Genomic DNA, 23,219 nt, shown 5'->3' with positions numbered 1-23,219 from the left:
GCTCGCTAGAATGGGGAACCCGATCCCATCCCGATCCATCCCTGTTCGCACCTGACGCCATGTCCATGGACGCTTCTTCGCACAATGCCGGCCGGGCCGCATCGCCGCACCAATTTCGTGTTCGATTCCCTGTTCTGGTGAGTGCCGTGGCATTGACGCTGGGTGCCTGGGCCGGGCTGTCGCAGGCGCAGTCGTCTTCCGACGTCTATGTTTGCACCGGTCCCAACGGCATCCCCGAATATCGCAACGGCAACGCCGGCAAGGGATGCAAGAAGCTGAACCTGCCCGATGTGGTGACCGTGCCCGGCGGGCGCAGCGCTCCCGCGCCGGCCAGGGGCAGTGCGGCAACGGCCAGCAACGCCAGCTTCCCGCGCGTGGACAGTGCCACGCAGCGCAGCCGCGACAGCGAGCGCCGCACCGTGCTCACGCAGGAGCTGCAGGCCGAAGAGGCCAAGCTGCAGGCGCTGCGCACCGAATACAACAACGGCCAGCCCGAGCGCCAGGGCAATGAGCGCAACTATCAGAAATACCTGGATCGCACCGCGGCGCTGCGCGACGACATCGCGCGCAGCGAGGCCAATGCGGCATCGCTGCGGCGCGAGCTGGGCAACCTGAAGGACTAAGTCATGCGTCGCCTGATTCGCGGTGTGTCGCGCAAGGTCGGTGGTGCCGACAGCGCCCGTGGCGAGACCGCCGCGCCGGACCTCGTGCAATCGGGCGGCAGCGCCCAGGTGTTGCCCATGGGCGTGGTGGCCTTCCATGCCGGCCTTGACGTGGTCGCCAACCCGGTGCTGCTGGTGCGCCAGCCCGGCCTGCGCGTGGTCTACGCCAACCCCGCCGCCGAGGCGACCTTCGGCGTGTCGCGCCGGGGCATGGTGGAGCTGTCGCTGCCGGACCTGTTCGGCCACTCGAACGAGCTGCACAACATGCTCGACACCGTGGTCGCGCGCCAGTTCGACGTGCGCCGCCAGGACCTGGTGCTGCAACCGCCGCTGCAGGAACCCATCCATGCGCACGTAGTGATCGCTGCATTGGAAGCGGCCGGCGATACCGTGGTGGTTGAAATCCTCCCCAACGAACAGAAGGTGCGCAGCGACCGCGAGGAGCGCATCCTCGACCTGACCTCGGCCAACAAGGAACTGATCCGCAACCTGGCGCACGAGATCAAGAATCCGCTCGGCGGCATCCGCGGCGCCGCGCAACTGCTGGAGTTCGAACTGCCGGAGCGCTCGCTGCGCGAGTACACGCAGGTCATCATCAAGGAATCGGACCGTCTGCAGACGCTGGTGGACCGGCTGCTGGAGCCGCATCGCCATCCGCATATCGTGTCGAGCCTGAATATCCACGAGGTGCTGGAGCGGGTGCGTTCGGTGGTGCTGGCGGAGTTTCCCAACGGCCTGGAGATCGTGCGCGACTACGACGCCAGCCTGCCGGAGCTGCAGGGGGACATGGAGCAGCTGATCCAGGCGGTGCTGAACATCGTGCACAACGCCGCGCAGGCGCTGGCCGATCGCATGGCACGCGGCGACGCGCAGATCGTGCTGCGCACGCGCGTAGCGCGACAGGTCACCATCGCCAAGCGCCTGTTCAAGCTGGCATTGGACTTGCATGTAATCGACAACGGCCCGGGAATCCCCGAAGACATTCGCGAGCGCATCTTCTATCCGCTGGTATCGGGTAGGGATGGCGGCAGCGGTCTCGGTCTCACACTCGCTCAAACCTTCGTGCAGCAGCACGAGGGCTTGATCGAATGCGAGAGCCGGCCGGGCTGTACCGACTTCCGCATCCTGCTGCCGTTGCACTAGCTGTCCGCGAGCGATCGCGCCGCAGTGCCGGGCATGTGGAAGACCAAATGACACCGAGCAGACAAGCGACGCACATGAAGCCGATCTGGATAGTCGACGACGATCAATCAATCCGCTGGGTCCTGGAAAAGGCCCTTGCCCGTGAAAGCCTGCTCTCGCGCAGCTTCACCAATGTGCGAGACGTGCTGGCCGCGCTGGAAGAAGACCAGCCGCAGGTGCTGATTTCCGATATCCGCATGCCCGGCGGCTCAGGGCTGGACCTGCTGCAGGCCATCAAGGCGCGGCATCCGGGTTTGCCGGTCATCGTGATGACCGCGTACTCCGACCTGGACAGCGCCGTGGCGGCGTTCCAGGGGGGCGCCTTCGAATACCTGGCCAAGCCGTTCGATGTCGACAAGGCGGTCGAGCTGATCCGCCGCGCGCTCGAAGAAAGCCTGCGCGAAGAGGAGATGGACGACCGGCTGGTCGACGCGCCCGAGATCCTCGGCCAGGCGCCGGCGATGCAGGACGTGTTCCGCGCCATCGGCCGGTTGTCGCAGTCGAACGTGACGGTGATGATCACCGGCGAGTCCGGCACCGGCAAGGAGCTGGTTGCGCGCGCGCTGCACAAGCACAGCCCGCGTGCCAACGGCCCGTTCATCGCGCTCAATACCGCGGCCATTCCCAAGGACCTGCTCGAATCCGAACTGTTCGGCCACGAGCGCGGCGCCTTCACCGGCGCGCAGACCATGCGGCGCGGCCGCTTCGAGCAGGCCGAGGGCGGCACGCTGTTCCTCGATGAAATCGGCGACATGCCGTTCGATTTGCAGACCCGCCTGCTGCGCGTGCTGTCCGACGGCAATTTCTATCGCGTCGGCGGCCACAACCCGTTGCGCGCCAATGTGCGGGTCATCGCCGCAACCCACCAGAACCTGGAGCTGCGCGTCAAGGAAGGCCTGTTCCGCGAGGACTTGTTCCACCGCCTGAACGTGATCCGGCTGCGCCTGCCGCCGCTGCGCGAGCGGCCCGAGGACATCACGCTGCTGGCCCGCCATTTCCTGCAGAAGAGCGCCAAGGAACTGGGCGTCGAGCCCAAGCGCATGTCGGACGAGGCGCTGGCCTATGTCAGCACGCTGCCGTTCCCGGGCAACGTGCGCCAGCTCGAGAACCTGTGCAACTGGCTGACGGTGATGGCACCGGCCCAGACCATCGAGGTCAAGGACCTGCCGCGCGAGATGCTGGAGGCGGGCACCAGCGAGCCGATCAATGCGCCGCGGCCCGAACGCGTGATCGAGGCGCGTGCGGCAGAGTACGAAACCGGTCACGAACTGGCCGACTACGGCGGCTTTGCCATGCCGGTGGCGGAGGGGGATACGGCTACCGTGGTGCGGCCGGCGCCGGCCGTCAGCACCGCGCCGGCCGGCACCGCCGCCGGCTGGGAGCACCTGCTGGCCGGCGAAGCGCGCGCCATGCTCGAGGCCGGGCAGCCGGAGGTCATGGATGTGCTGACGCGCCGGTTCGAGAAAGCGGTGCTGGAGGCCGCGCTAGGTGTCACGCGCGGGCGCCGGGTCGAGGCCGCGACGCGGCTGGGCATCGGGCGAAATACCATTACGCGCAAGCTGCAGGAATTGGGATTCGACTGAGCGCGGATCCGCTCCGACGCATTTCGTTGCCGATTGGGTTCTCCCTCTCCCTCTGGGAGAGGGTTGGGGTGAGGGCGGGCGCCTCAACGAAGTCAAGGGCTTCCGGCCAGGCCACCGCTCGCCCTCACCCCCGGCCCCTCTCCCGCTGGCGGGAGAGGGGAGCAAACCGGCGGCCCCTCATGCGCGCGGCCTCAGCCCCGCGCCTCCACCACCCGCCGCGCCATCTCCGCAAATCCCTCCCCACCCGCCGCCGCCGTAATATAAGCCGGCGGCACCGGCAATTGCGGCAGGATATCCCGCACATTGGCCACCCCCACCGACAGCGGAAAATGCGCGAACATGCTGGCATCGTTGGCCGAATCGCCGATAAACAGCCATTCGTCCCGGCACGCATCCAGGTCTTCCCCCAGCAGCTCCGCCACGCACAGCTTGCTCATCGACAGCTTGTCATGCTGTCCGAACCAGCCGTTGACATGGATGGAACTGACCGTGGCGGTCATGCCGGCCTCGCGCATCATCGCAGCGATGCGGTCCACCGCTTCCTGCGGCAGCGGCGGCACGTCTTCGGCATGGTCGATCGCCAGGTCGGCGGCGTGCCAGGCCTGGTCCGACGCCAGCGCGCAGCCCGGCACCTCAAGCAGTATGCGCTGGCCAAGCGCATGGATGCGCTCGAGGTTGCGCGCCCTAGTGGGCGCATCGTCCAGGAAGCGTGTATGCAGCCGGCCATCGCGCAAGTGTGAATAGAAGGCACCGTTTTCGCCGATGATCGCGTCCACCGGCCACAGGCGGGTCAGGATCTCGGCCCACGCAATGCAGCGCCCCGTCACCGGGATGACGTGCAGGCCGACCTGGCGCAGCCCGTCCAGCGCCAGATAAGTTGAGGCGGGCAGCCGTCCGTCGGTCGTCAGCGTGCCGTCGATATCGGTCAGCACGCCGCGCACGCGCTGCAGCACGGAATTAGAGAGCTTGTTCAGGGATTGCATGGCGGGCCATTGTAACTGCCGTCCTGCCGCCTTCGTCGGTTATTGCACTGCAAAACGGCCGGACTCGGTGAAGTTGCTGATTTGCTTGCCCGGGTGCGACCGGCGTAACATGCCGCTGTCACAAAATAATCACATGCTGTCGGGTTTTCGACCGCACAGAAGCAGACCAAGGAGAGCATCGATGTCCGTATCCCGTACCGCGCTCAAACTCGTCGCGCTGGCCGCCCTGACCGGGGCCGGCAGCGCGCATGCCGCCGTTGAAATCCAGTGGTGGCACGCCATGCAGGGCGCGCTGAACGACAAGGTGAACGAGATCGCCAACAAGTTCAACGCGAGCCAGGCCGAATACAAGATCGTGCCGGTCAACAAGGGCAACTACGACGAAACCATGGCGGCCGGCATCGCCGCGTTCCGTGCCGGCGGCGCCCCGGCGATCCTGCAGGTCTTTGAAGTCGGCACCGCCACCATGATGAGCGCCAAGGGCGCGATCAAGCCGGTGTCGACGGTGATGAAGGATGCCGGCGAGACATTCGACCAGAAGGCCTACATCCCGGCGGTGGCGGGCTACTACACCTCGTCCAAGGGCGAGATGCTGTCGTTCCCGTTCAACAGCTCGACCACGGTCTTCTACTACAACAAGGACGCCTTCAAGAAGGCCGGCCTGGACCCGGAGAAGGCGCCCAAGACCTGGCCCGAGGTGATGCAGTACTCGGCCAAGCTGAAGGCATCGGGCACCAACTGCGCGTACACCACCGACTGGCAGGGCTGGGTCCACCTGGAAAGCTTCTCGGCCTGGCACAACACGCTGTATGCCACCAAGAACAACGGCTTCGGCGGCACCGACACGCGCCTGGTCTTCAACAGCCCGCTGCACGTCAAGCACGTCACCAACCTGCAGGACATGGTGAAGAAGGGCTACTTCAGCTATGGCGGCCGCAAGGCGGAATCGCAGGCCAAGTTCTATAACGGCGAGTGCGCGATGTTCACCGGCTCGTCGGCCTCGCTGGCCAATATCCGCAAGAACGCCAAGTTCGCGTTCGCGGTGGCCCAACTGCCGTACTATCCGGACGTGCAGGGCGCGCCGCAGAACACCATCATCGGCGGCGCCTCGCTGTGGGTGATGGGCGGCAAGAAGCCGGACGAGTACAAGGGCGTGGCCAAGTTCTTCAACTTCCTGTCGCGCCCGGAGATCCAGTCCGACTGGCACCAGGCCACCGGCTACCTGCCGGTGACGATGGCCGCCTACGAGATGACCAGGAAGTCCGGCTACTACGACAAGAACCCGGGCGCCGATGTGTCGGTGCAGCAGATGGTCGTCAAGACCACCGACAAGTCGCGCGGCGTGCGCCTGGGCAACATGGTGCAGATCCGCACCGTGGTCGACGAGGAGCTGGAAGCCGTCTGGGCCGGCAAGAAGGAGCCCAAGGCCGCGCTGGACTCGGCCGTGGCCCGTGGCAACGACCTGCTGGAGCGCTTCCAGAAGACCGCGCGCGAGTAAGCGCGAGCTGACAGCAAGCTGATAGGAAAGGGCGGGCGGCGGCGAAACCTCCGCCCGCTTGCATTGTGGCCGGCCGCATCCGGCCGTACCTGGAACGATGCCGCGACCCGCGGCATCCGCCGGAATCCGTTCATGGAAAAACGCGTCGTTTTCCGCTCGCCGTGGCTGCCGTATCTGCTGGTCCTGCCGCAGATCGCGATCACGCTGATCTTTTTCTTCCTGCCCGCGGGGCAGGCGCTGTACCAGTCGATGCTGCAGCAGGATGCCTTCGGCATCAACCTGGAATTCGTCGGCCTCGACAACTTCCGCATGCTGTGGAACGACCCGCTGTACGTGGAGTCGTTCCAGACCACCGCGATCTTCGCCATCGGCGTCACCGTGGTGGGCCTGACCACTGCGCTGGCGCTGGCCTATTTTGCCGACCGTGTGATCCGCGCCGCGGTCGGCTACAAGACCTTGCTGATCTGGCCGTACGCGGTCGCGCCGGCGGTGGCGGGCGTGCTGTGGATGTTCATGTTCAACCCGACGCTGGGCGTGGTGTCCTTCGCGCTGCGCAAGATGGGCGTGGAATGGAACTTCCTGCTCAACGGCAACCAGGCGCTGCTGCTGGTGGTGCTGGCCGCTGCATGGAAGCAGATCAGCTACAACTTCCTGTTCTTCCTGGCCGGGCTGCAGAGCATCCCGCGCTCGCTGATAGAAGCCGCCGCCATCGATGGCGCCGGGCCGTGGCGCCGCTTCTGGTCGATCATCTTCCCGCTGCTGTCGCCGACCACCTTCTTCCTGATGGTGATCAACGTCGTCTACGCGTTCTTCGACACCTTCGCGATCATCGATGCGGTCACGCACGGCGGACCGTTCAACTCGACCAACACGCTGGTGTACAAGGTCTTCCATGATGGCTTCCGCGGCATGGATATCGGTGGCTCGGCCGCGCAGTCGGTGGTGCTGATGGTGATCGTGATCGCGCTGACCGTGGTGCAGTTCCGCTACGTGGAACGCAAGGTCCAGTACTGACGGAGGCAGCCATGGTAGAACGTCGCCCCTTCCTTGATTTCCTGACCCACGCGGTGCTGATCCTCGGCATCGTGGTGGTGGTGTTCCCGGTGTACCTGACCTTCGTCGCGTCGACGCTGACCGCGGAAGAAGTGCTGGACGCGCCGATGACGCTGATCCCCGGCAGCCACCTGATCGATAACTATCGCACGGTGCTGTTCCAGGGCGTGGGCGAGGCCGCGTCGCCGGTTTCGACCATGATGAAGAACAGCCTGATCATGGCCTTGGGCATCGCGCTGGGCAAGATTGCGATTTCGATCATCTCGGCCTTTGCCATCGTCTATTTCAGGTTCCCGCTGCGCAAGACCTTCTTCTGGCTGATCTTCATCACGCTGATGCTGCCGGTCGAGGTGCGGATCCTGCCGACCTACAAGGTGGTGTCGGACCTCGGGCTGCTCGACAGCTACTTCGGGCTGACCGTTCCGATCATCGCGTCGGCGACGGCCACCTTCCTGTTCCGCCAGTTCTTCCTGACCATTCCCGATGAACTGGCCGAGGCCGCGCGCATCGACGGCGCCGGGCCGCTGCGCTTCTTCTGGGACGTGGTGCTGCCGCTGTCGCGCACCAGCATCGCCGCTTTGTTCGTGATCCAGTTCATCTACGGCTGGAACCAATACCTGTGGCCGCTCTTGATCACCACGCAGAAGTCGATGACGCCGGTGGTGGTGGGCGTGACGCAGATGATCTCGCGCTCAGGGGATGCCGCCACCGACTGGAACCTGGTGATGGCCACGGTGATGCTGGCCATGGTCCCGCCGGCGGTGGTGGTGGTGCTGATGCAGAAGTGGTTCGTCAAGGGCCTGGTCGAAACCGAAAAATGACGCGGGCGCGCTACCCGCGCGCACAGCAGGACAACAGCAATGGCAAAACTGTCGCTTCGCAACGTTCAGAAAACCTACGCCGGCGGCACCCAGGTGGTGCACGGCATCGACATGGAAATCGCCGACGGCGAGTTCATCGTCATCGTCGGCCCTTCGGGCTGCGGCAAGTCCACGCTGCTGCGCATGGTGGCGGGGCTGGAAACCATCACCGGCGGCGAGATCCATATCGGCGACAAGGTCGTCAACAACCTGGAGCCGGCCGAGCGGGACATCGCCATGGTGTTCCAGAACTACGCGCTCTATCCGCACATGAGCGTGTACGACAACATGGCCTACGGCCTGAAGATCCGCGGCATGGCCAAGGCCGAGATCCGGCAGCGCGTGGAGCATGCCGCCGGCATCCTGGAGCTGTCGCCGCTGCTGGAGCGCAAGCCGCGCCAGCTGTCGGGCGGGCAGCGCCAGCGCGTGGCCATGGGCCGCGCGATCGTGCGCGAGCCGGCGGTGTTCCTGTTCGACGAGCCGTTGTCCAACCTCGACGCCAAGCTGCGCGTGCAGATGCGGCTGGAACTGAAGGAACTGCATCGCCGCCTCGGCACCACCAGCCTGTACGTGACCCACGACCAGGTCGAGGCGATGACGCTGGCCGACCGCATGATGGTGCTCAACGCCGGCCGCGTGGAGCAGATCGGCACGCCGCTGGAAGTCTATTCCAGGCCGGCCAGCACCTTCGTGGCAGGCTTCATCGGCTCGCCGCCGATGAACCTGATCCCGGTGGTGCGCAATGGCTCAGGCAATGGCTCAGGCAATGGCGGCGCGCAGATGCGGGTGGTGGCGAAGGAGGGCGCCGATGGCGTCACCGCCACGCTCGGCCACCTGCCGATGGGGCTGCACCTGCCCGCACAGGCGTTGCTGGGGCTGCGGCCGGAACATATCGAGCCGTGTACCGCGCAAGAAGCCATCGCCGAAGTCGATGTGCGCGTGGTGGAGGCGCTCGGCGCCGACTCCTTCGCCTACGGCTCGCTCGGCGGCCAGCCGGTGGTGGTGCGGCTGGAGAGCCATGCCAGGGTGAGCGCCGGCGACCGTCTGCCAGTGACTTCGTCGCCCGATCACCTGCATTTCTTCGCGCCGGATACCGGCAAGCGCATCGAGGCCTGACATGGCAGCCATCGCAGACCCCAGGGCCTGGCCGTATCCGCGCCATATCGCGCACCGCGGCGCGGGCAAGCTGGCGCCCGAGAACACGCTCGCCGCCTTCCGCCACGGTGCCGGCTTCGGGTACCGGATGTTCGAGTTCGACGTCAAGCTGTCTGCCGATGGCAAGCCGGTGCTGATGCACGACGCGACGCTCGACCGCACCACCAGCGGCAAGGGCAGGGTCGATGCGCTGACGCTGGGCGAGCTGGCGCAACTCGATGCCGGCAGCTGGCACGGCCCGGCATGGGCCGGCGAGCCGGTGCCGACGCTGGCTGCCATCGCCCGCTATACGCAGGCCAACGGCTTCCTGGTCAATATCGAGATCAAGCCGGTGCCCGGCACCGAAGTCCGCACCGGCGCGGCAGTGGCGCTCGATGCCGCGGCGCTGTGGGCCGGCGCCGCGGTGCCGCCGCTGCTGTCGTCGTTCTCGGAAGAGGCGCTGGCCGCGGCCGCAAGCGTGGCACCCGACCTGCCGCGTGCGCTGCTGCTCGACAAGCTGCCGGGCGACTGGCTCGCGCGGCTGCACCGGCTTGGCTGCGTGGCACTCGATGCGAATTTCCGTGAGCTGGACGAGGGCGTCATTGCGGCCGCGCATGCGGCCGGCTACCGCGTCCTCAGCTATACCGTGAACGACCGGGCAAAGGCCGCGCAACTGCTGGGCTGGGGGCTGGACGGGCTGATCACCGATGCCGTCGACCAGATAGCGCCGCGCCTCTGATTGTTGTGCGGCTGTTGCTAAAAAACCGATGGCAATTCGAATTGTCGTGCGAAAGGGTTCCGCATCGCGAAAAGTCCATATTGCTTAAAAGCAAACGTGCTATGCTTACCGCCGTGAAGACTTAGGTCCTTCCCCGCACAACTTGCCCTTTCGGGCCTTGTGAGGAAGCCGGCACATGCGGCACCCCAGTGGTGCCGTTTGCGTAGGTGCCTCAGTTGGGCTCCCAAGAGTTGTTTGCGATCCGCTAACCGGTCAAGCCGTGTCGCGGAAGGTTGAATAACCCGCTGAACTCCGGCATACCCGGAGAATAGTGAGCGTCCCATGATGCAGCAGTACCAGAGCAATTCGTACCTCTTCGGCGGCAACGCCCCGTATGTCGAAGAACTGTACGAAGCCTACCTCCAGAATCCCGCCTCGGTTCCCGACAACTGGCGTTCGTACTTCGACGCCATGCAGAACGTTCCCGCCGTCGACGGCTCGAACGGCCGGGATGTCGCCCACGCTCCCATCGTTGCCTCGTTCGCCGAGCGCGCCAAAGCTGGCCCCATCAGGACCATCGTTGCCTCGGCCGATTCCGACATGGGCCGCAAGCGCGTCGCTGCCACCCAGCTGATTGCCGCTTACCGCAACATCGGTTCGCACTGGGCCGAGCTGGATCCGCTGAAGCGCCAGGAGCGTCCGCCCCTGCCGGATCTGGACCCCGCGTTCTACGGTTTTTCCGAAGCTGACCTCGACATCGTCTTCAATGCCAGCAATACGTACTTTGGCAAGGAGTCGATGAGCCTGCGCGAGCTGCTGAACAACCTGCGCGAGACCTACTGCGGCACCATCGGCGCCGAATTCATGTACGTGAGCGACCAGGCGCAGAAGCGCTGGTGGCAGGAGCGCCTGGAAACCACGCGTTCCAAGCCGGTCTTCACGCTGGAGAAGAAGAAGCACATCCTGGACCGCCTGACCGCGGCCGAAGGCCTGGAGCGCTTCCTCCACACCAAGTACGTCGGCCAGAAGCGCTTCTCGCTGGAAGGCGGTGAAAGCTTCATCGCCGCGATGGACGAACTGATCCAGCGCGCCGGCACCAAGGGCGTGCAGGAAATCGTGATCGGCATGGCTCACCGCGGCCGCCTGAACGTGCTGGTCAACACGCTGGGCAAGATGCCCGCCGACCTGTTCGCCGAATTCGAAGGCAAGCACGTCGACGACCTGCCGGCCGGTGACGTCAAGTACCACAAGGGCTTCTCGAGCGATGTCTCGACCGAAGGCGGCCCGGTCCACCTGTCGCTGGCGTTCAACCCGTCGCACCTGGAAATCGTCAACCCGGTAGTGGAAGGCTCGGCCAAGGCCCGCCAGGAACGCCGCGGCGAAGTCGGCCACAAGGAAGTGCTGCCGGTGCAGGTGCACGGCGACGCGGCCTTTGCCGGCCAGGGCGTGGTCATGGAGACGCTGAACCTCGCGCAGACCCGCGGCTACGGCACGGGCGGCACGATGCACATCGTCATCAATAACCAGATCGGCTTCACCACCTCCGACCCGCGCGACGCCCGCTCGACGCTGTACTGCACGGACGTGGTCAAGATGATCGAGGCCCCGGTGCTGCACGTGAACGGCGACGATCCCGAAGCCGTGGTGTACGCCATGCAGCTGGCCGTTGATTTCCGCATGGAATTCAACAAGGACGTCGTGGTCGACATCATCTGCTTCCGCAAGCTGGGCCACAACGAGCAGGACACCCCGGCGGTCACGCAGCCGCTGATGTACAAGAAGATCAGCCAGCACCCCGGCACGCGCAAGCTGTACGCCGACAAGCTGGCCGCGCAGAACCTGGTCGCCGCCAGCTTCGGCGACGAGAAGGTCAAGGAATACCGCGCCGCGATGGACGCCGGCAAGCACACCGCCGACCCCGTCCTGTCGAACTTCAAGAACAAGTTCGCCGTGGACTGGATGCCGTTCCTGAACCGCAAGTGGACCGACGCCGCGGACACCGCGGTGCCGGTGACCGAACTGAAGCGCCTGGCCGAGCGCATCACCACCACGCCTGAAACGCTGAAGCTGCACCCGCTGGTCGAGAAGGTCGTCAAGGACCGCGCCAACATGGGCCGTGGCGACCAGCCGCTGGACTGGGGCATGGGTGAGCACCTGGCCTTCGCCTCGCTGGTGTCGTCGGGCTACCCGGTGCGCATCACCGGCCAGGACGCCGGCCGCGGCACCTTTACCCACCGCCACGCCGTGCTGCACGACCAGGCGCGCGAGCGCTGGGATGCCGGCTCGTATGTGCCGCTGCAGAACGTGTCGGAAAACCAGGCACCGTTCACGGTGATCGACTCGGTGCTGTCGGAAGAAGCCGTGCTCGGCTTCGAATACGGCTACTCGGCCGCCGAACCGAACGCGCTGGTGATCTGGGAAGCCCAGTTCGGCGACTTCGTCAACGGCGCCCAGGTGGTGATCGACCAGTTCATCTCGTCGGGTGAAGTGAAGTGGGGCCGCGCCTCGGGCCTGACGCTGATGCTGCCGCACGGCTACGAAGGCCAGGGCCCGGAACACAGCTCGGCCCGTATCGAGCGTTTCCTGCAGCTCTGCGCGGACCACAACATGCAGGTCTGCCAGCCGACCACGCCGGCCCAGATCTTCCACCTGCTGCGCCGCCAGATGATCCGCCTGTTCCGCAAGCCGCTGGTGATCATGACGCCGAAGTCGCTGCTGCGTAACAAGGACGCCGTGTCGTCGCTGTCGGAACTGGCCAAGGGCCATTTCGAGACCGTGATCGCCGACCAGGAAGAACTGAACGCCGGCAAGGTCAAGCGCGTCATCATGTGCTCGGGCAAGGTCTATTACGACCTGGTCAACACGCGCAAGGAACGCGAGGCCAACGACACCGCGATCATCCGCCTGGAACAGCTGTACCCGTTCCCGCACAAGGCTGTTGCCGGGGAACTGAAGAAGTATCCGAACGCCACCGAAATCGTGTGGTGCCAGGACGAGCCGCAGAACCAGGGCGCCTGGTTCTTCGTGCAGCACTACATCATGGAAAACATGACGGATGGCCAGAAGCTCGGTTATGCCGGTCGTCCCGCCTCGGCTTCGCCGGCGGTGGGCTACTACGCAAAGCACAACGAGCAACAGAAGGCGCTGCTGGAGGCTGCCTTCGCCAAGCTCAAGGGCTTTGTTCTGACCAAGTAAATCAAGTGGCAGCCACGGCGGCGCGCGCAGGTGCGCCGTGGCCTGCCAATATAAAGACAACACGCATAACACGAGGAATTCACAACCATGGCTATTGTTGACGTCAAGGTTCCGCAGCTGTCCGAATCGGTCGCCGAAGCGACCATGCTCAACTGGAAGAAGAAGCCGGGCGAAGCCGTTGCCCAGGACGAGATCCTGATCGAGATCGAAACCGACAAGGTCGTGCTGGAAGTGCCGGCCCCGTCGGCAGGCGTCCTGTCGCAGATCGTCAAGAACGACGGCGATACTGTCGTCGCCGAGGAAATCATCGCCAAGATCGACACCGAAGCCACCGCTGGCGCCGCTGCCCCCGCGGCCGCTGCCCCGGCCCCGGCTGCTGCCGCTCCGGCACCGGCCGCCGCCGCTCCGGCCGCCGCCGCTGGCGCCGTGGCGATGCCGTCGGCTGCCAAGCTGATGGCCGAAGCCGGCCTGTCGGCTGGCCAGGTTGCCGGCACCGGCAAGGACGGCCGCATCACCAAGGGTGACGCGCTGGCCGCTGCTGCTGCTCCGGCCGCCAAGGCCGCCCCGGCTCCGGCCGCCGCCAAGCCGGCGCTGCAGCAGGTTTCGGCTCCGGTCGACTTCGCCGCACTGGGCGACCGCCCGGAAGAGCGCGTGCCGATGAGCCGCCTGCGCGCCCGTATCGCCGAGCGCCTGCTGCAGTCGCAAGCCACCAACGCCATCCTCACCACCTTCAATGAAGTCAACATGAAGCCGGTGATGGACCTGCGCAACAAGTACAAGGACCGCTTCGAGAAGGAACACGGCGTGAAGCTGGGCTTCATGTCGTTCTTCGTCAAGGCCGCGGTGCATGCGCTGAAGAAGTTCCCGCTGATCAACGCCTCGATCGACGGCAACGACATCGTCTACCACGGCTACTTCGACATCGGTATCGCCGTGGGCTCGCCGCGCGGCCTGGTGGTGCCCATCCTGCGCAATGCCGACCAGATGAGCTTGGCCGACATCGAAAAGAAGATCGCCGAGTTCGGCGTCAAGGCCCGTGACGGCAAGCTGTCGCTGGACGAGCTGAGCGGCGGTACCTTCTCGATCTCCAACGGCGGCGTGTTCGGCTCGATGCTGTCGACCCCGATCATCAACCCGCCGCAATCGGCCATCCTGGGCGTGCACGCCACCAAGGACCGCCCGGTGGTGGAAGACGGCCAGATCGTGATCCGCCCGATGAACTACCTGGCCATGTCCTACGACCACCGCATCATCGACGGCCGCGAAGCCGTGCTGGGCCTGGTCGCCATGAAGGACGCGCTGGAAGATCCGGCCCGCCTGCTGCTGGACCTGTAATCGCCTGTCGTTCCCGCGCAGGCGGGAACCCAGCGTCTTATTCGCCCCCTTCGGGGGACAGTCACTGGATCCCCGCCTGCGCGGGGATGACGGTTGACCCCGCATGCGGCCCATGACCTATACCGGGCCGCGCGGGCATCGAAAGGAATCTCCATGAGCAAACAATTCGACGTGCTGGTGATCGGCGCCGGCCCCGGCGGCTATATCGCCGCGATCCGTGCCGGCCAGCTCGGCCTGAACGTGGCCTGCTGCGAAGGCAATGCCTACGACGATCCCAAGAACGAACCGCGCCTGGGCGGCACCTGCCTGAACGTGGGCTGCATCCCGTCCAAGGCACTGCTGGCTTCCTCGGAAGAGTTCGAGAACGCCCAGCACCACCTGGCCGACCACGGCATCACCGTGGGCGACGTCAAGGTCGACGTGGCCAAGATGCTCAAGCGCAAGGACGATATCGTCGGCAAGATGACCAAGGGCATCGAGTTCCTGTTCCGCAAGAACAAGGTGACGCTGCTCAAGGGCTACGGCAAGTTCGTCGGCAAGACCGCCGAGGGCTTCCAGGTCGAGGTCGCCGGTGAAGTCGTGACCGCCAAGCAGGTCATCATCGCCACCGGTTCCAAGGCTCGCCACCTGCCGGGCATCAAGGTCGACAACGACCTGGTCAGCGATAACGAAGGCGCGCTCAAGTTCCCCGCAGTGCCGAAGAAGCTGGGCGTGATCGGCGCCGGCGTGATCGGCCTGGAACTGGGCTCGGTGTGGCGCCGGCTGGGTTCGGACGTGACCGTGCTGGAAGCGCTGCCGGCGTTCCTGGGCGCCGCCGACGAAGGCGTGGCCAAGGAAGCGCAGAAGCAGCTGACCAAGCAGGGCCTGAAGTTCAGCCTCGGCGTGAACGTGAACGAAGTGACCACCGGCAAGAACGGCGTCACCGTCAAGTACACCGACAAGGACGGCGCTGCCCAGACCCTGGAAGTCGATCGCCTGATCGTGTCGGTCGGCCGCGTGCCCAACACCGACAACCTGGGCCTGGACGCTGTCGGCCTGGCCGCCGACCAGCGCGGCTTCATCGAGGTGGACGACCACTGCGCCACCAAGGTGCCGGGCCTGTGGGCCATCGGCGACGTGGTGCGCGGCCCGATGCTGGCGCACAAGGCCGAGGACGAAGGCGTGGCCGTGGCCGAGCGCATCGCCGGCCAGAAGCCGCATATCGACTACAACTGCGTGCCGTGGGTGATCTACACCTTCCCGGAAATCGCATGGGTGGGCAAGACCGAGGCCCAGCTCAAGGCCGAAGGCCGCGAGTTCAAGGCCGGCCAGTTCCCGTTCATGGCCAATGGCCGTGCACTGGGCATGGGTCACGCCGATGGCTTCGTCAAGATGCTGGCCGACGCCAAGACCGACGAGATCCTGGGCGTGCACATCGTGGCTGCCAACGCGTCGGACCTGATCGCCGAAGCCGTCGTGGCGATGGAGTTCAAGGCCGCCAGCGAAGATATCGGCCGCGTCTGCCATCCGCACCCGTCGATGTCGGAAGTCATGCGCGAAGCCGCGCTGGCTGTCGACAAGCGTCAGCTCAATATGTAAGGCGCATGCCTCGCATAGCTTGAGTACCGGCGCGCCGCATCAGCGGCGCGCCGTTTTCACTTGCGGCGCGTGTGCCGCGTGAGCCCCCAGCATGAACGTCACTGAGTACTACGAGAAGGAACTGAAGGAGCGCGGCTACACGTCCGACGAGGCGCAGTTGCGTGCCGTGGCGCGGCTGCAGCAATGCTACGACGAATGGGTCGCCTACAAGAGCCGCCGCAACAACGCGCTGAAGAAGCTGCTGGTCCGGCCCGACGTGCCCAAGGGCGTCTACATGTGGGGTGGGGTGGGGCGCGGCAAGTCCTTCCTGATGGACAGCTTCTATACCTGCGTGCCGGTGGTGCGCAAGACGCGGCTGCACTTCCACGAATTCATGCGCGAGGTCCATCGCCAGCTGGAAGAGCTGCGCGGGCGCCCCGATCCGCTGGACGAGCTCGCCAGGCGCATTGCGCGCCGGTTCCGGCTGATCTGCTTCGATGAATTCCATGTCAGCGACGTCGCCGACGCGATGATCCTGCATCGCCTGCTGCAGCAGCTGTTCGACAACGGCGTGCAGTTCGTGATGACTTCGAATTACCGGCCCGACCTGCTTTACACGGACGGCCTGCACCGCGACCGCGTGCTGCCCGCCATCGCGCTGATCCAGCAGAAGATGGACGTGCTCAACGTCGACGCCGGCATCGACTACCGCAAGCGCGCGCTGGAACAGGTGCAGGCTTACCACACGCCGCTCGACGCCCGCGCCAACTCGGCGCTGCGCGATGCCTTCACGTCGATTGCCGGCGTGGCCGACGAGTCGCCGCTGCTGCATATCGAGCACCGCGAGCTGCGCTCGCTGCGCAAGGCCAACGGCGTGGTGTGGTTCGACTTCGCCACGCTGTGCGGCGGGCCACGCTCGCAGAACGACTACCTGGAACTGGCTTCGCAGTTCCATACCGTGATCCTGTCCGACGTGCCGCACATGACGCCGCGCATGTCGTCGGAAGCACGGCGCTTTACCTGGCTGATCGACGTCTTCTACGATCACAAGGTCAAGCTGCTGATGTCGGCAGAAGTGCCGGCGGACGAACTCTACACAGAGGGGCAGATGGCCAACGAGTTCCACCGGACCGTGTCGCGCATCATCGAGATGCAGTCGCGCGAGTACCTGGAATCCGAGCGCCGCACCATGGACACCTCGCTCACCTGAGGGTTGCCGAGTGTTGTATTTCGGCCTGGCGCGACGATAGCCGGGCCGCATTGACTTAGATCAAGGTCGATGCCGGGACCGCCCTATACCCTGCAGGGTGTAGAAAAAGGTCCCCATGTCGTCCCCAGCCACCATCCCCTCCGCCAGCCTGCTGGCCTTGCATGCAGCGTCCGCGGCGCCTGCCGCCAACGCGGGCGCGGCCACTGCCGGGGCGCAACTCGCCTGCTTCCATTGCGGCCTGCCGGTCACGCAGGCCGAGCCGCTGGCAGCCGAACTGGACGGCGCACGCAGGGTCTTCTGCTGTGGCGGCTGCCAGGCGCTGGCGCAGACACTCCATGCGGCCGGCTTTGCCCATCTCTATGGTGACGAAGCCCGCTTTGCCCGCCCGATCGACGACGCCGCGCGGCGCGAAGCCGAACCGATCTGGGCCGCCTACGACACCCCCGAATTGCGCACCCAGTTCGTGCGCCCGCTCGACAACGGCCGCGCCGAGATCACGCTGGCGCCGGAGAACATCCGTTGCGCCGCCTGCGCCTGGCTGATCGAGCAGCACCTGGCGCGCCAGCCCGGCGTGGAGTCCGCGGTTGCCAATGTCGCCACGCGGCGCGTGGTGGTGCGCTGGCGCGAGGGCACGCAGTCCGTGGCCGGATTGCTGGCCGCGCTCGCGGGCATCGGCTACATGGCGTGGCCGTTCGAGGTCTCGCGCACCGACCAGCAGGACCGCCGCGCGCGCCGCGGCCTGCTGATGCGCATGGCCGTGGCCATGCTCGGGATGATGCAGGTGATGATGTACGCGTGGCCGATCTACACCCACGAGGCCACCATCGACCCCGGCCAGCTGCAGCTGATGCGCTGGGCCAGCTTTGCGCTGACGTTGCCGGTGGTTCTCTATTCCGCATCGCCGATCTTTGCCGGCGCCTGGCGCAGCCTGCGCCAGCGCCATATGGGCATGGACGTGCCGGTCGCCATCGGCGTCGGCGCGGGATTCATCGCCAGCGCGCTGGCCACCGTGCGCGGCATCGGCGAGGTTTATTTCGATTCGGTGACGATGTTTGTCGCCTTCCTGCTGCTGGCCCGTTACCTCGAGCTGCGCGTGCGGCAGGCATCGCGCAGCGGCGCCGAGATGCTCGCCCGCCAGCTGCCTGCCACCTGCGAGCGGCTTGCCGGAGTCGGGGCCACGGGTGAACGCATCCCGGTGGCACGGTTGCGCCAGGACGACCTGATCCGCGTGAAGGCAGGCGAGATCGTTCCTGCCGATGGCACCGTCGTCGCCGGCGTCAGCGAACTGGACGAGTCCATGCTGACCGGCGAAAGCCGGCCGGTGCGCCGCAGTGCCGGCGACACCGTGCTGGCCGGCTGTTTCAATACCGCCAGCCCGCTGGAACTGCGCGTGTCGCGCGTGGGCGCCGGGACCCGCCTGGCCGAGATCGTCGCGGTGCTCGATCGCGCGCTGGCGGAGAAGCCTCGCCTGGCCACGCTGGCCGATCGGGTCGCCGGCTGGTTCGTGGCGACGCTGCTGGTGCTGGCGGCGCTGACCGGCCTGGTGTGGGGACTCTGGATCGATCCATCGCGGGCTCTGCTGGTGACGATTGCGGTGCTGGTGGTCAGTTGCCCGTGCGCGCTGTCGCTGGCCACGCCGGCCGCGCTGGCCGCCGCGGGCGCCGCGCTGTCGCGGCGCGGCGTGCTGCTGACGCGCGGCCACGCGCTGGAGACGCTGGCGCGCGTGACCGACGTGGTGCTGGACAAGACCGGCACGCTGACCGAAGGGCGCTTTGCCGTGGCCGCAGTGCAGCCGCTGGCCGATCTGGATACGGCCCAATGCCTGGCGCTGGCCGCGGCGATGGAGCGTGGCGGCGAACATCCCATCGCACGCGCACTGCTCGCGGCCGTGCCTGATGGAGGGGGCCATGCCGTGGCGGTCACCGGCATCCGCAACGTGCCCGGACAGGGCCTTGAAGCCACGGTCGACGGACGCCGCCTGCGGCTCGGCCGGCTGGATTTCGCGCGCGGGCTAGTTGGCGGTGGCTCATCCGTGCCAGTGCCGGCGGTTGCGGGCCCGGCCCATCCGGGCGCCACGGTCGTGTGGCTGGCGGCACAGGACGGCGTGCTCGCCAGCTTTGTGCTGGCCGATGTCGAGCGCGCGCAGACGTCCGCGCTGCTGGCGCGGCTCGGTGCGCTGGGCGTGCGCTGCCACCTCGTCTCCGGCGATAACGCCGCGGCCGTGCGCTGGTGGGCAGAGCACTTCGGCATCGGCCATGCCGCCGGCGAAGTGACGCCCGAGGGCAAGCGCGACTACGTCGCGCGGCTGCAGCAGGGCGGGGCGGTGGTGCTGGCCGTGGGCGACGGCATCAACGACGCCCCGGTGCTGGCGCAGGCGCAGGTCTCGATTGCGATCGGCAGCGGCGCGCCGCTGGCGCAGGCCGGCGCCGACGCCGTGCTCACGCACGGCGGCATCGACGAGATCGCGACCGCGCTGGCGGTGTCGCGCAAGGCGCGGCGCGTGGTGAGGCAGAACCTGGGCTGGTCCTTCTTCTACAACGTGGTGGCGATCCCGCTGGCGGCGACCGGGCTGGTGACGGCGTGGATGGCCGGCATCGGCATGTCGCTGTCGTCGCTGCTGGTGGTGGCCAACGCCTGGCGCCTGCTGCGCGCCGGCCGCAAGACCGTCTAGGAGCCGCATGGAAACGCTTTACCTGCTCGTGCCGATGAGCCTGGTGCTGGTCGTCGTGATTGCCGCCGCACTGTGGTGGGCATTGCATGCGGGCCAGTACGACGATCTCGACCGGCCCGCGGAATCGATCCTGCTGGACAACGACAAGCCTTGATGCGCGCTTGTGTTGGCATGCCATCGGCCTCGGACCGGGGCCACGCCGCGAGGTTCATTGCCGGTCCTGATCGACTTGATAAAGATCAACGCACCGGTGGCAGGGTTTTTCTAAAGTCACAACGTCAGTAGGTTTTTTCTCTTCTCTAAGCTTTGGGGGTCTGAATGGATGTCACTGCCGCGTCTTCACGCGTCGACACCTTCAATTACGGCGTCGTAAGACAGTTCGCTGTCATGACGGTAGTCTGGGGGATCGTCGGCATGGCCGTCGGCGTGCTGCTGGCAGCACAGCTGATCTGGCCTGAACTCAACTTCAACACGCCCTGGCTGTCGTTCGGCCGCCTGCGGCCGCTGCATACCAATGCGGTGATCTTCGCCTTCGGCGGCAGCGCGCTGTTCGCAACGTCGTACTACGTGGTCCAGCGCACCTGCCAGGCCCGCCTGTTCTGCGGCCCGCTCGCGGCGTTCACGTTCTGGGGCTGGCAACTGGTCATCGTCGCCGCGGCCATCACTCTGCCGCTGGGCATCACCACCTCGAAGGAATACGCCGAGCTGGAATGGCCGATCGACCTGCTGATCACCGCGGTCTGGGTGGCCTACGCGATCGTGTTCTTCGGCACCATCGTCAAGCGCAAGACGCGGCATATCTACGTCGCCAACTGGTTCTTCGGCGCCTACATCCTGACCATCGCGCTGCTGCACATCGTCAACAACATCGAGATCCCGGTGTCGCTGTGGAAGTCCTACTCGGCCTATGCCGGCGTGCAGGACGCGATGATCCAGTGGTGGTATGGCCATAACGCGGTGGGCTTCTTCCTGACCACCAGCTTCCTCGGGATGATGTACTACTTCATTCCCAAGCAGGCCGAGCGCCCGATCTTTTCCTACCGCCTGTCCATCGTCCACTTCTGGGCGTTGAACTTCACCTACATGTGGGCCGGCCCGCACCACCTGCAGTACACCGCGCTGCCGGATTGGGCGCAGTCGCTCGGCATGGTGTTCTCGCTGATCCTGCTGGCGCCTTCGTGGGGCGGCATGATCAACGGCATCATGACCCTGTCGGGCGCCTGGCACAAGCTGCGCACCGACCCGATCCTGAAGTTCCTGGTGGTGGCGCTGTCGTTCTACGGCATGTCCACGTTCGAAGGCTCGATGATGTCGATCAAGACCGTCAACGCGCTGTCGCACTACACGGACTGGACCATCGGCCACGTACACTCCGGCGCGCTGGGCTGGGTCGCAATGATCTCGATCGGTTCGCTGTACTACCTGATCCCGCGGCTGTTCGGCGAGAAACAGATGTACAGCGTGCGCCTGATCGAATGGCATTTCTGGATCGCGACCATCGGCGTGGTGCTGTACATCGCCTCGATGTGGATCGCCGGCGTGATGGAAGGCCTGATGTGGCGCGCCACGCAACCTGACGGCACGCTGACCTATGCCTTCGTCGAAGCGGTCAAGGCCAAGTACCCGTTCTACCTGATCCGTCTGCTGGGTGGCATCTGCTTCCTGTCCGGCATGCTGCTGATGGCCTACAACATCGCCAAGACCATCGCCGGCAAGCGTGCCGTGGATGCGCCGATTCCGGTCAGCATCCCCGCCTCCGCACACTGATCATTCCAGGATAGAAAGATGTCGGAAAAACAAAGATTCTTTTCCCACGAAACGCTGGAGAAGAACATCGGCTGGCTGATCATCTGCACGATTCTCGTGGTCAGCATCGCGGGTCTGGTGCAGATCGTGCCGCTGTTCTTCCAGCACTCCACGACCAAGCCGGATCCGGGTATCACGCCGTATTCGCCGCTGCGGCTGATGGGCCGGGATGTCTATATCCGCGAAGGCTGCGTCGGCTGCCACTCGCAGCAGGTGCGTACGCTGCAGGCCGAAACCGAGCGTTACGGCCACTTCTCGACCGCGGGCGAGTCCGTCTACGACCACCCGTTCCTGTGGGGCTCGAAGCGTACCGGCCCCGACCTGGCACGCGTCGGCGGCCGCTACTCGGACGACTGGCAGCGCATCCACCTGCGCAATCCGCGCGACGTGGTGCCCGAGTCCGTGATGCCTTCCTACCCCTGGCTGGAGAAGGCCGCGCTGCCGACCAACGATATCCAGGCCCGCATGCGGGCGCTGGTGAAGCTGGGCGTGCCGTACACCGAGGCCGATATCGCCAGGGCACCGGACGAGCTCAAGGGCAAGACCGAGGAAGACGCGATGGTGGCCTACCTGCAGGGCCTGGGCACCAACCGCCGCAATGTCCGCGTGGATACCGCCGCAGCGGAAGCGGCTGCACCGGCGAAGGAGTAAGCCATGGCCATGATCACCGCCATTGCGACCGTCGTGTCGATGGTCGTCTTCCTTGGCATCTGCTGGTGGGCCTGGTCGGCCGGCCGGCAGGCCGCCAACCGGGAATCCGCCATGCTGCCGTTCGCGCTGCCTGACGAAACCACGACAACATCGAGCCGGAACACCTAGCCATGAGCGATTTCTTTTCCGATTTCTGGAGTTACTACATTGCCGCGATCGCGCTCGTCGGCATCGTCTGGTGCGTATGGCTGCTGTTCTCGCAACGCAAGATCACCAAGACCGCCAATGCGGGCGACGACACCGGCCACGTCTGGGACGACGACCTGCGCGAACTGAACAATCCGCTGCCGCGCTGGTGGATGTGGATGTTCCTGCTGGCCTGCATCTTCGGCCTGGTCTACCTGGTGTTGTATCCGGGTCTGGGCAAGTACGCAGGCGTGCTGAACTTCTCGACGCAGGGCGAACTGGCGGCGCATCGTGCCGCGCAGGAGCAGATGCAGAACGAGATCTATGCCAAGTACCTGAAGATGGATGTCAAGCAGGTGGCGGGGGATCCGCAGGCGCGCGAAATTGGCCAGCGGCTGTTCCTGAACTACTGCGCGCAATGCCATGGCTCGGATGCGCGCGGCAGCCGCGGCTTTCCCAACCTGACGGACGGCGACTGGCTGTATGGCGGCGAACCCGAGACCATCCGGCAGACCATTGCCAAGGGCCGCAATGGCGTGATGCCGCCGTTCGCATCCACCATCGACGGCAAGCTGGCAGGCGACGTGGCGCAGTATGTCCGCTCGCTGTCGGGACTGTCTTCGGACCCCATCCGCGCCTCGCGTGGCGAGAGCACCTTCAAGTCGACCTGCGCGGCTTGCCACGGTGCCGGCGGCAAGGGCAACCAGGCACTGGGCGCGCCGAACCTGTCCGATAACGTGTGGCTGTATGGCAGTTCGGAAGGCAGCATCGTCGACGCCATCCTGAAGGGGCATAACAACCATATGCCGGCACATGAAGAGATCCTGACGCCAGAGCGGATCCGCATGCTGACGGCCTATGTCTGGGGTCTGTCGAATGCCGGCGGGGGTGCCGGCCAATGACAGGCGACTCATCTGAGCGGGCGCGGGCCGCCC

18 protein-coding genes and 2 pseudogenes are annotated in these 23,219 nt (G+C 65.8%); 19 read left to right on the top strand and 1 reads right to left on the bottom strand.

Translation table 11 applies throughout. The features are described 5' to 3' along the window. Positions 1 to 65: 65 nt before the first annotated feature. The 4 genes and pseudogenes from JTE92_RS23180 to JTE92_RS30855 all read left to right on the top strand — a co-directional run. The gene (locus JTE92_RS23180; RefSeq protein WP_063238096.1) at positions 66 to 623 is read left to right on the top strand and encodes a hypothetical protein; all 558 of its coding nucleotides are present in this window, start codon (positions 66 to 68) and stop codon (positions 621 to 623) included. 3 nt (positions 624 to 626) lie between these two features. After that, positions 627 to 1,805, top strand: coding sequence for a nitrogen regulation protein NR(II) (gene glnL, locus JTE92_RS23175; protein WP_063238095.1), 1,179 nt, complete (start codon positions 627 to 629; stop codon positions 1,803 to 1,805). A gap of 74 nt (positions 1,806 to 1,879) precedes the next feature. After that, positions 1,880 to 3,017 (top strand): annotated as a pseudogene (gene ntrC, locus JTE92_RS23170) (nitrogen regulation protein NR(I)); the annotation flags it as partial. 194 nt (positions 3,018 to 3,211) lie between these two features. Next, positions 3,212 to 3,427: pseudogene (locus JTE92_RS30855) on the top strand (helix-turn-helix domain-containing protein); the annotation flags it as partial. 191 nt (positions 3,428 to 3,618) lie between these two features. Here the strand turns inward: JTE92_RS30855 and JTE92_RS23165 are convergent. After that, positions 3,619 to 4,410: an HAD-IIB family hydrolase gene (locus tag JTE92_RS23165; RefSeq protein ID WP_063238076.1), complete on the bottom strand. Its 792-nt coding sequence runs from the start codon at positions 4,408 to 4,410 to the stop codon at positions 3,619 to 3,621. A 181-nt stretch (positions 4,411 to 4,591) separates the two neighbouring features. Between JTE92_RS23165 and ugpB the strand changes: the two genes are divergently transcribed. The 15 genes from ugpB to ccoP all read left to right on the top strand — a co-directional run bounded on the left by ugpB (position 4,592) and on the right by ccoP (position 23,186). Next, positions 4,592 to 5,908 (top strand): sn-glycerol-3-phosphate ABC transporter substrate-binding protein UgpB, encoded by a 1,317-nt coding sequence (gene ugpB, locus JTE92_RS23160; RefSeq protein ID WP_063238075.1) that lies wholly within the window; start codon positions 4,592 to 4,594, stop codon positions 5,906 to 5,908. A 132-nt stretch (positions 5,909 to 6,040) separates the two neighbouring features. Then, positions 6,041 to 6,922, top strand: coding sequence for a sn-glycerol-3-phosphate ABC transporter permease UgpA (gene ugpA / locus JTE92_RS23155; protein WP_063238093.1), 882 nt, complete (start codon positions 6,041 to 6,043; stop codon positions 6,920 to 6,922). A gap of 11 nt (positions 6,923 to 6,933) precedes the next feature. Next, positions 6,934 to 7,782 (top strand): sn-glycerol-3-phosphate ABC transporter permease UgpE, encoded by an 849-nt coding sequence (gene ugpE, locus JTE92_RS23150; protein WP_063238074.1) that lies wholly within the window; start codon positions 6,934 to 6,936, stop codon positions 7,780 to 7,782. Positions 7,783 to 7,821: 39 nt separating this feature from the next. Beyond that, complete coding sequence (locus tag JTE92_RS23145) at positions 7,822 to 8,937, top strand: sn-glycerol-3-phosphate import ATP-binding protein UgpC (RefSeq protein ID WP_063238073.1); 1,116 nt, start codon at positions 7,822 to 7,824, stop codon at positions 8,935 to 8,937. A 1-nt stretch (position 8,938) separates the two neighbouring features. Further along, complete coding sequence (gene ugpQ / locus JTE92_RS23140; protein ID WP_063238072.1) at positions 8,939 to 9,694, top strand: glycerophosphodiester phosphodiesterase; 756 nt, start codon at positions 8,939 to 8,941, stop codon at positions 9,692 to 9,694. Between the two features lie 321 nt (positions 9,695 to 10,015). Next, positions 10,016 to 12,868: a 2-oxoglutarate dehydrogenase E1 component gene (locus JTE92_RS23135; protein ID WP_063238071.1), complete on the top strand. Its 2,853-nt coding sequence runs from the start codon at positions 10,016 to 10,018 to the stop codon at positions 12,866 to 12,868. Between the two features lie 87 nt (positions 12,869 to 12,955). Further along, positions 12,956 to 14,203: a 2-oxoglutarate dehydrogenase complex dihydrolipoyllysine-residue succinyltransferase gene (gene odhB / locus JTE92_RS23130; RefSeq protein WP_063238070.1), complete on the top strand. Its 1,248-nt coding sequence runs from the start codon at positions 12,956 to 12,958 to the stop codon at positions 14,201 to 14,203. A 153-nt stretch (positions 14,204 to 14,356) separates the two neighbouring features. After that, positions 14,357 to 15,781 (top strand): dihydrolipoyl dehydrogenase, encoded by a 1,425-nt coding sequence (gene lpdA / locus JTE92_RS23125; protein ID WP_063238069.1) that lies wholly within the window; start codon positions 14,357 to 14,359, stop codon positions 15,779 to 15,781. 91 nt (positions 15,782 to 15,872) lie between these two features. Continuing rightward, positions 15,873 to 16,970 (top strand): cell division protein ZapE, encoded by a 1,098-nt coding sequence (zapE, locus tag JTE92_RS23120; protein WP_063238068.1) that lies wholly within the window; start codon positions 15,873 to 15,875, stop codon positions 16,968 to 16,970. A gap of 115 nt (positions 16,971 to 17,085) precedes the next feature. Next, positions 17,086 to 19,641 carry a heavy metal translocating P-type ATPase gene (locus JTE92_RS23115; RefSeq protein ID WP_063238067.1) on the top strand — a complete coding sequence of 852 codons (2,556 nt, stop codon included), beginning with the start codon at positions 17,086 to 17,088 and terminating at the stop codon, positions 19,639 to 19,641. Positions 19,642 to 19,648: 7 nt separating this feature from the next. Then, positions 19,649 to 19,795, top strand: coding sequence for a cbb3-type cytochrome oxidase assembly protein CcoS (gene ccoS, locus JTE92_RS23110; RefSeq protein ID WP_063238066.1), 147 nt, complete (start codon positions 19,649 to 19,651; stop codon positions 19,793 to 19,795). A 164-nt stretch (positions 19,796 to 19,959) separates the two neighbouring features. Next, positions 19,960 to 21,408, top strand: coding sequence for a cytochrome-c oxidase, cbb3-type subunit I (gene ccoN / locus JTE92_RS23105; RefSeq protein ID WP_063238065.1), 1,449 nt, complete (start codon positions 19,960 to 19,962; stop codon positions 21,406 to 21,408). An 18-nt stretch (positions 21,409 to 21,426) separates the two neighbouring features. Further along, positions 21,427 to 22,098: a cytochrome-c oxidase, cbb3-type subunit II gene (ccoO, locus tag JTE92_RS23100; protein ID WP_063238064.1), complete on the top strand. Its 672-nt coding sequence runs from the start codon at positions 21,427 to 21,429 to the stop codon at positions 22,096 to 22,098. Between the two features lie 3 nt (positions 22,099 to 22,101). Next, complete coding sequence (locus JTE92_RS23095; protein ID WP_010809472.1) at positions 22,102 to 22,266, top strand: cbb3-type cytochrome oxidase subunit 3; 165 nt, start codon at positions 22,102 to 22,104, stop codon at positions 22,264 to 22,266. A 2-nt stretch (positions 22,267 to 22,268) separates the two neighbouring features. After that, a complete protein-coding gene (gene ccoP / locus JTE92_RS23090) occupies positions 22,269 to 23,186 on the top strand; it encodes a cytochrome-c oxidase, cbb3-type subunit III (RefSeq protein WP_063238063.1) in 918 nt (305 codons plus the stop codon). The last annotated feature ends 33 nt before the right edge of the window (positions 23,187 to 23,219 follow it).

It is taken from the genome of Cupriavidus oxalaticus, from assembly GCF_016894385.1.
Lineage (GTDB): Bacteria > Pseudomonadota > Gammaproteobacteria > Burkholderiales > Burkholderiaceae > Cupriavidus > Cupriavidus oxalaticus.
The sequence above is the reverse complement of the archived record's forward strand: the minus strand, read 5'-3'. Positions and strand labels throughout refer to the sequence as shown.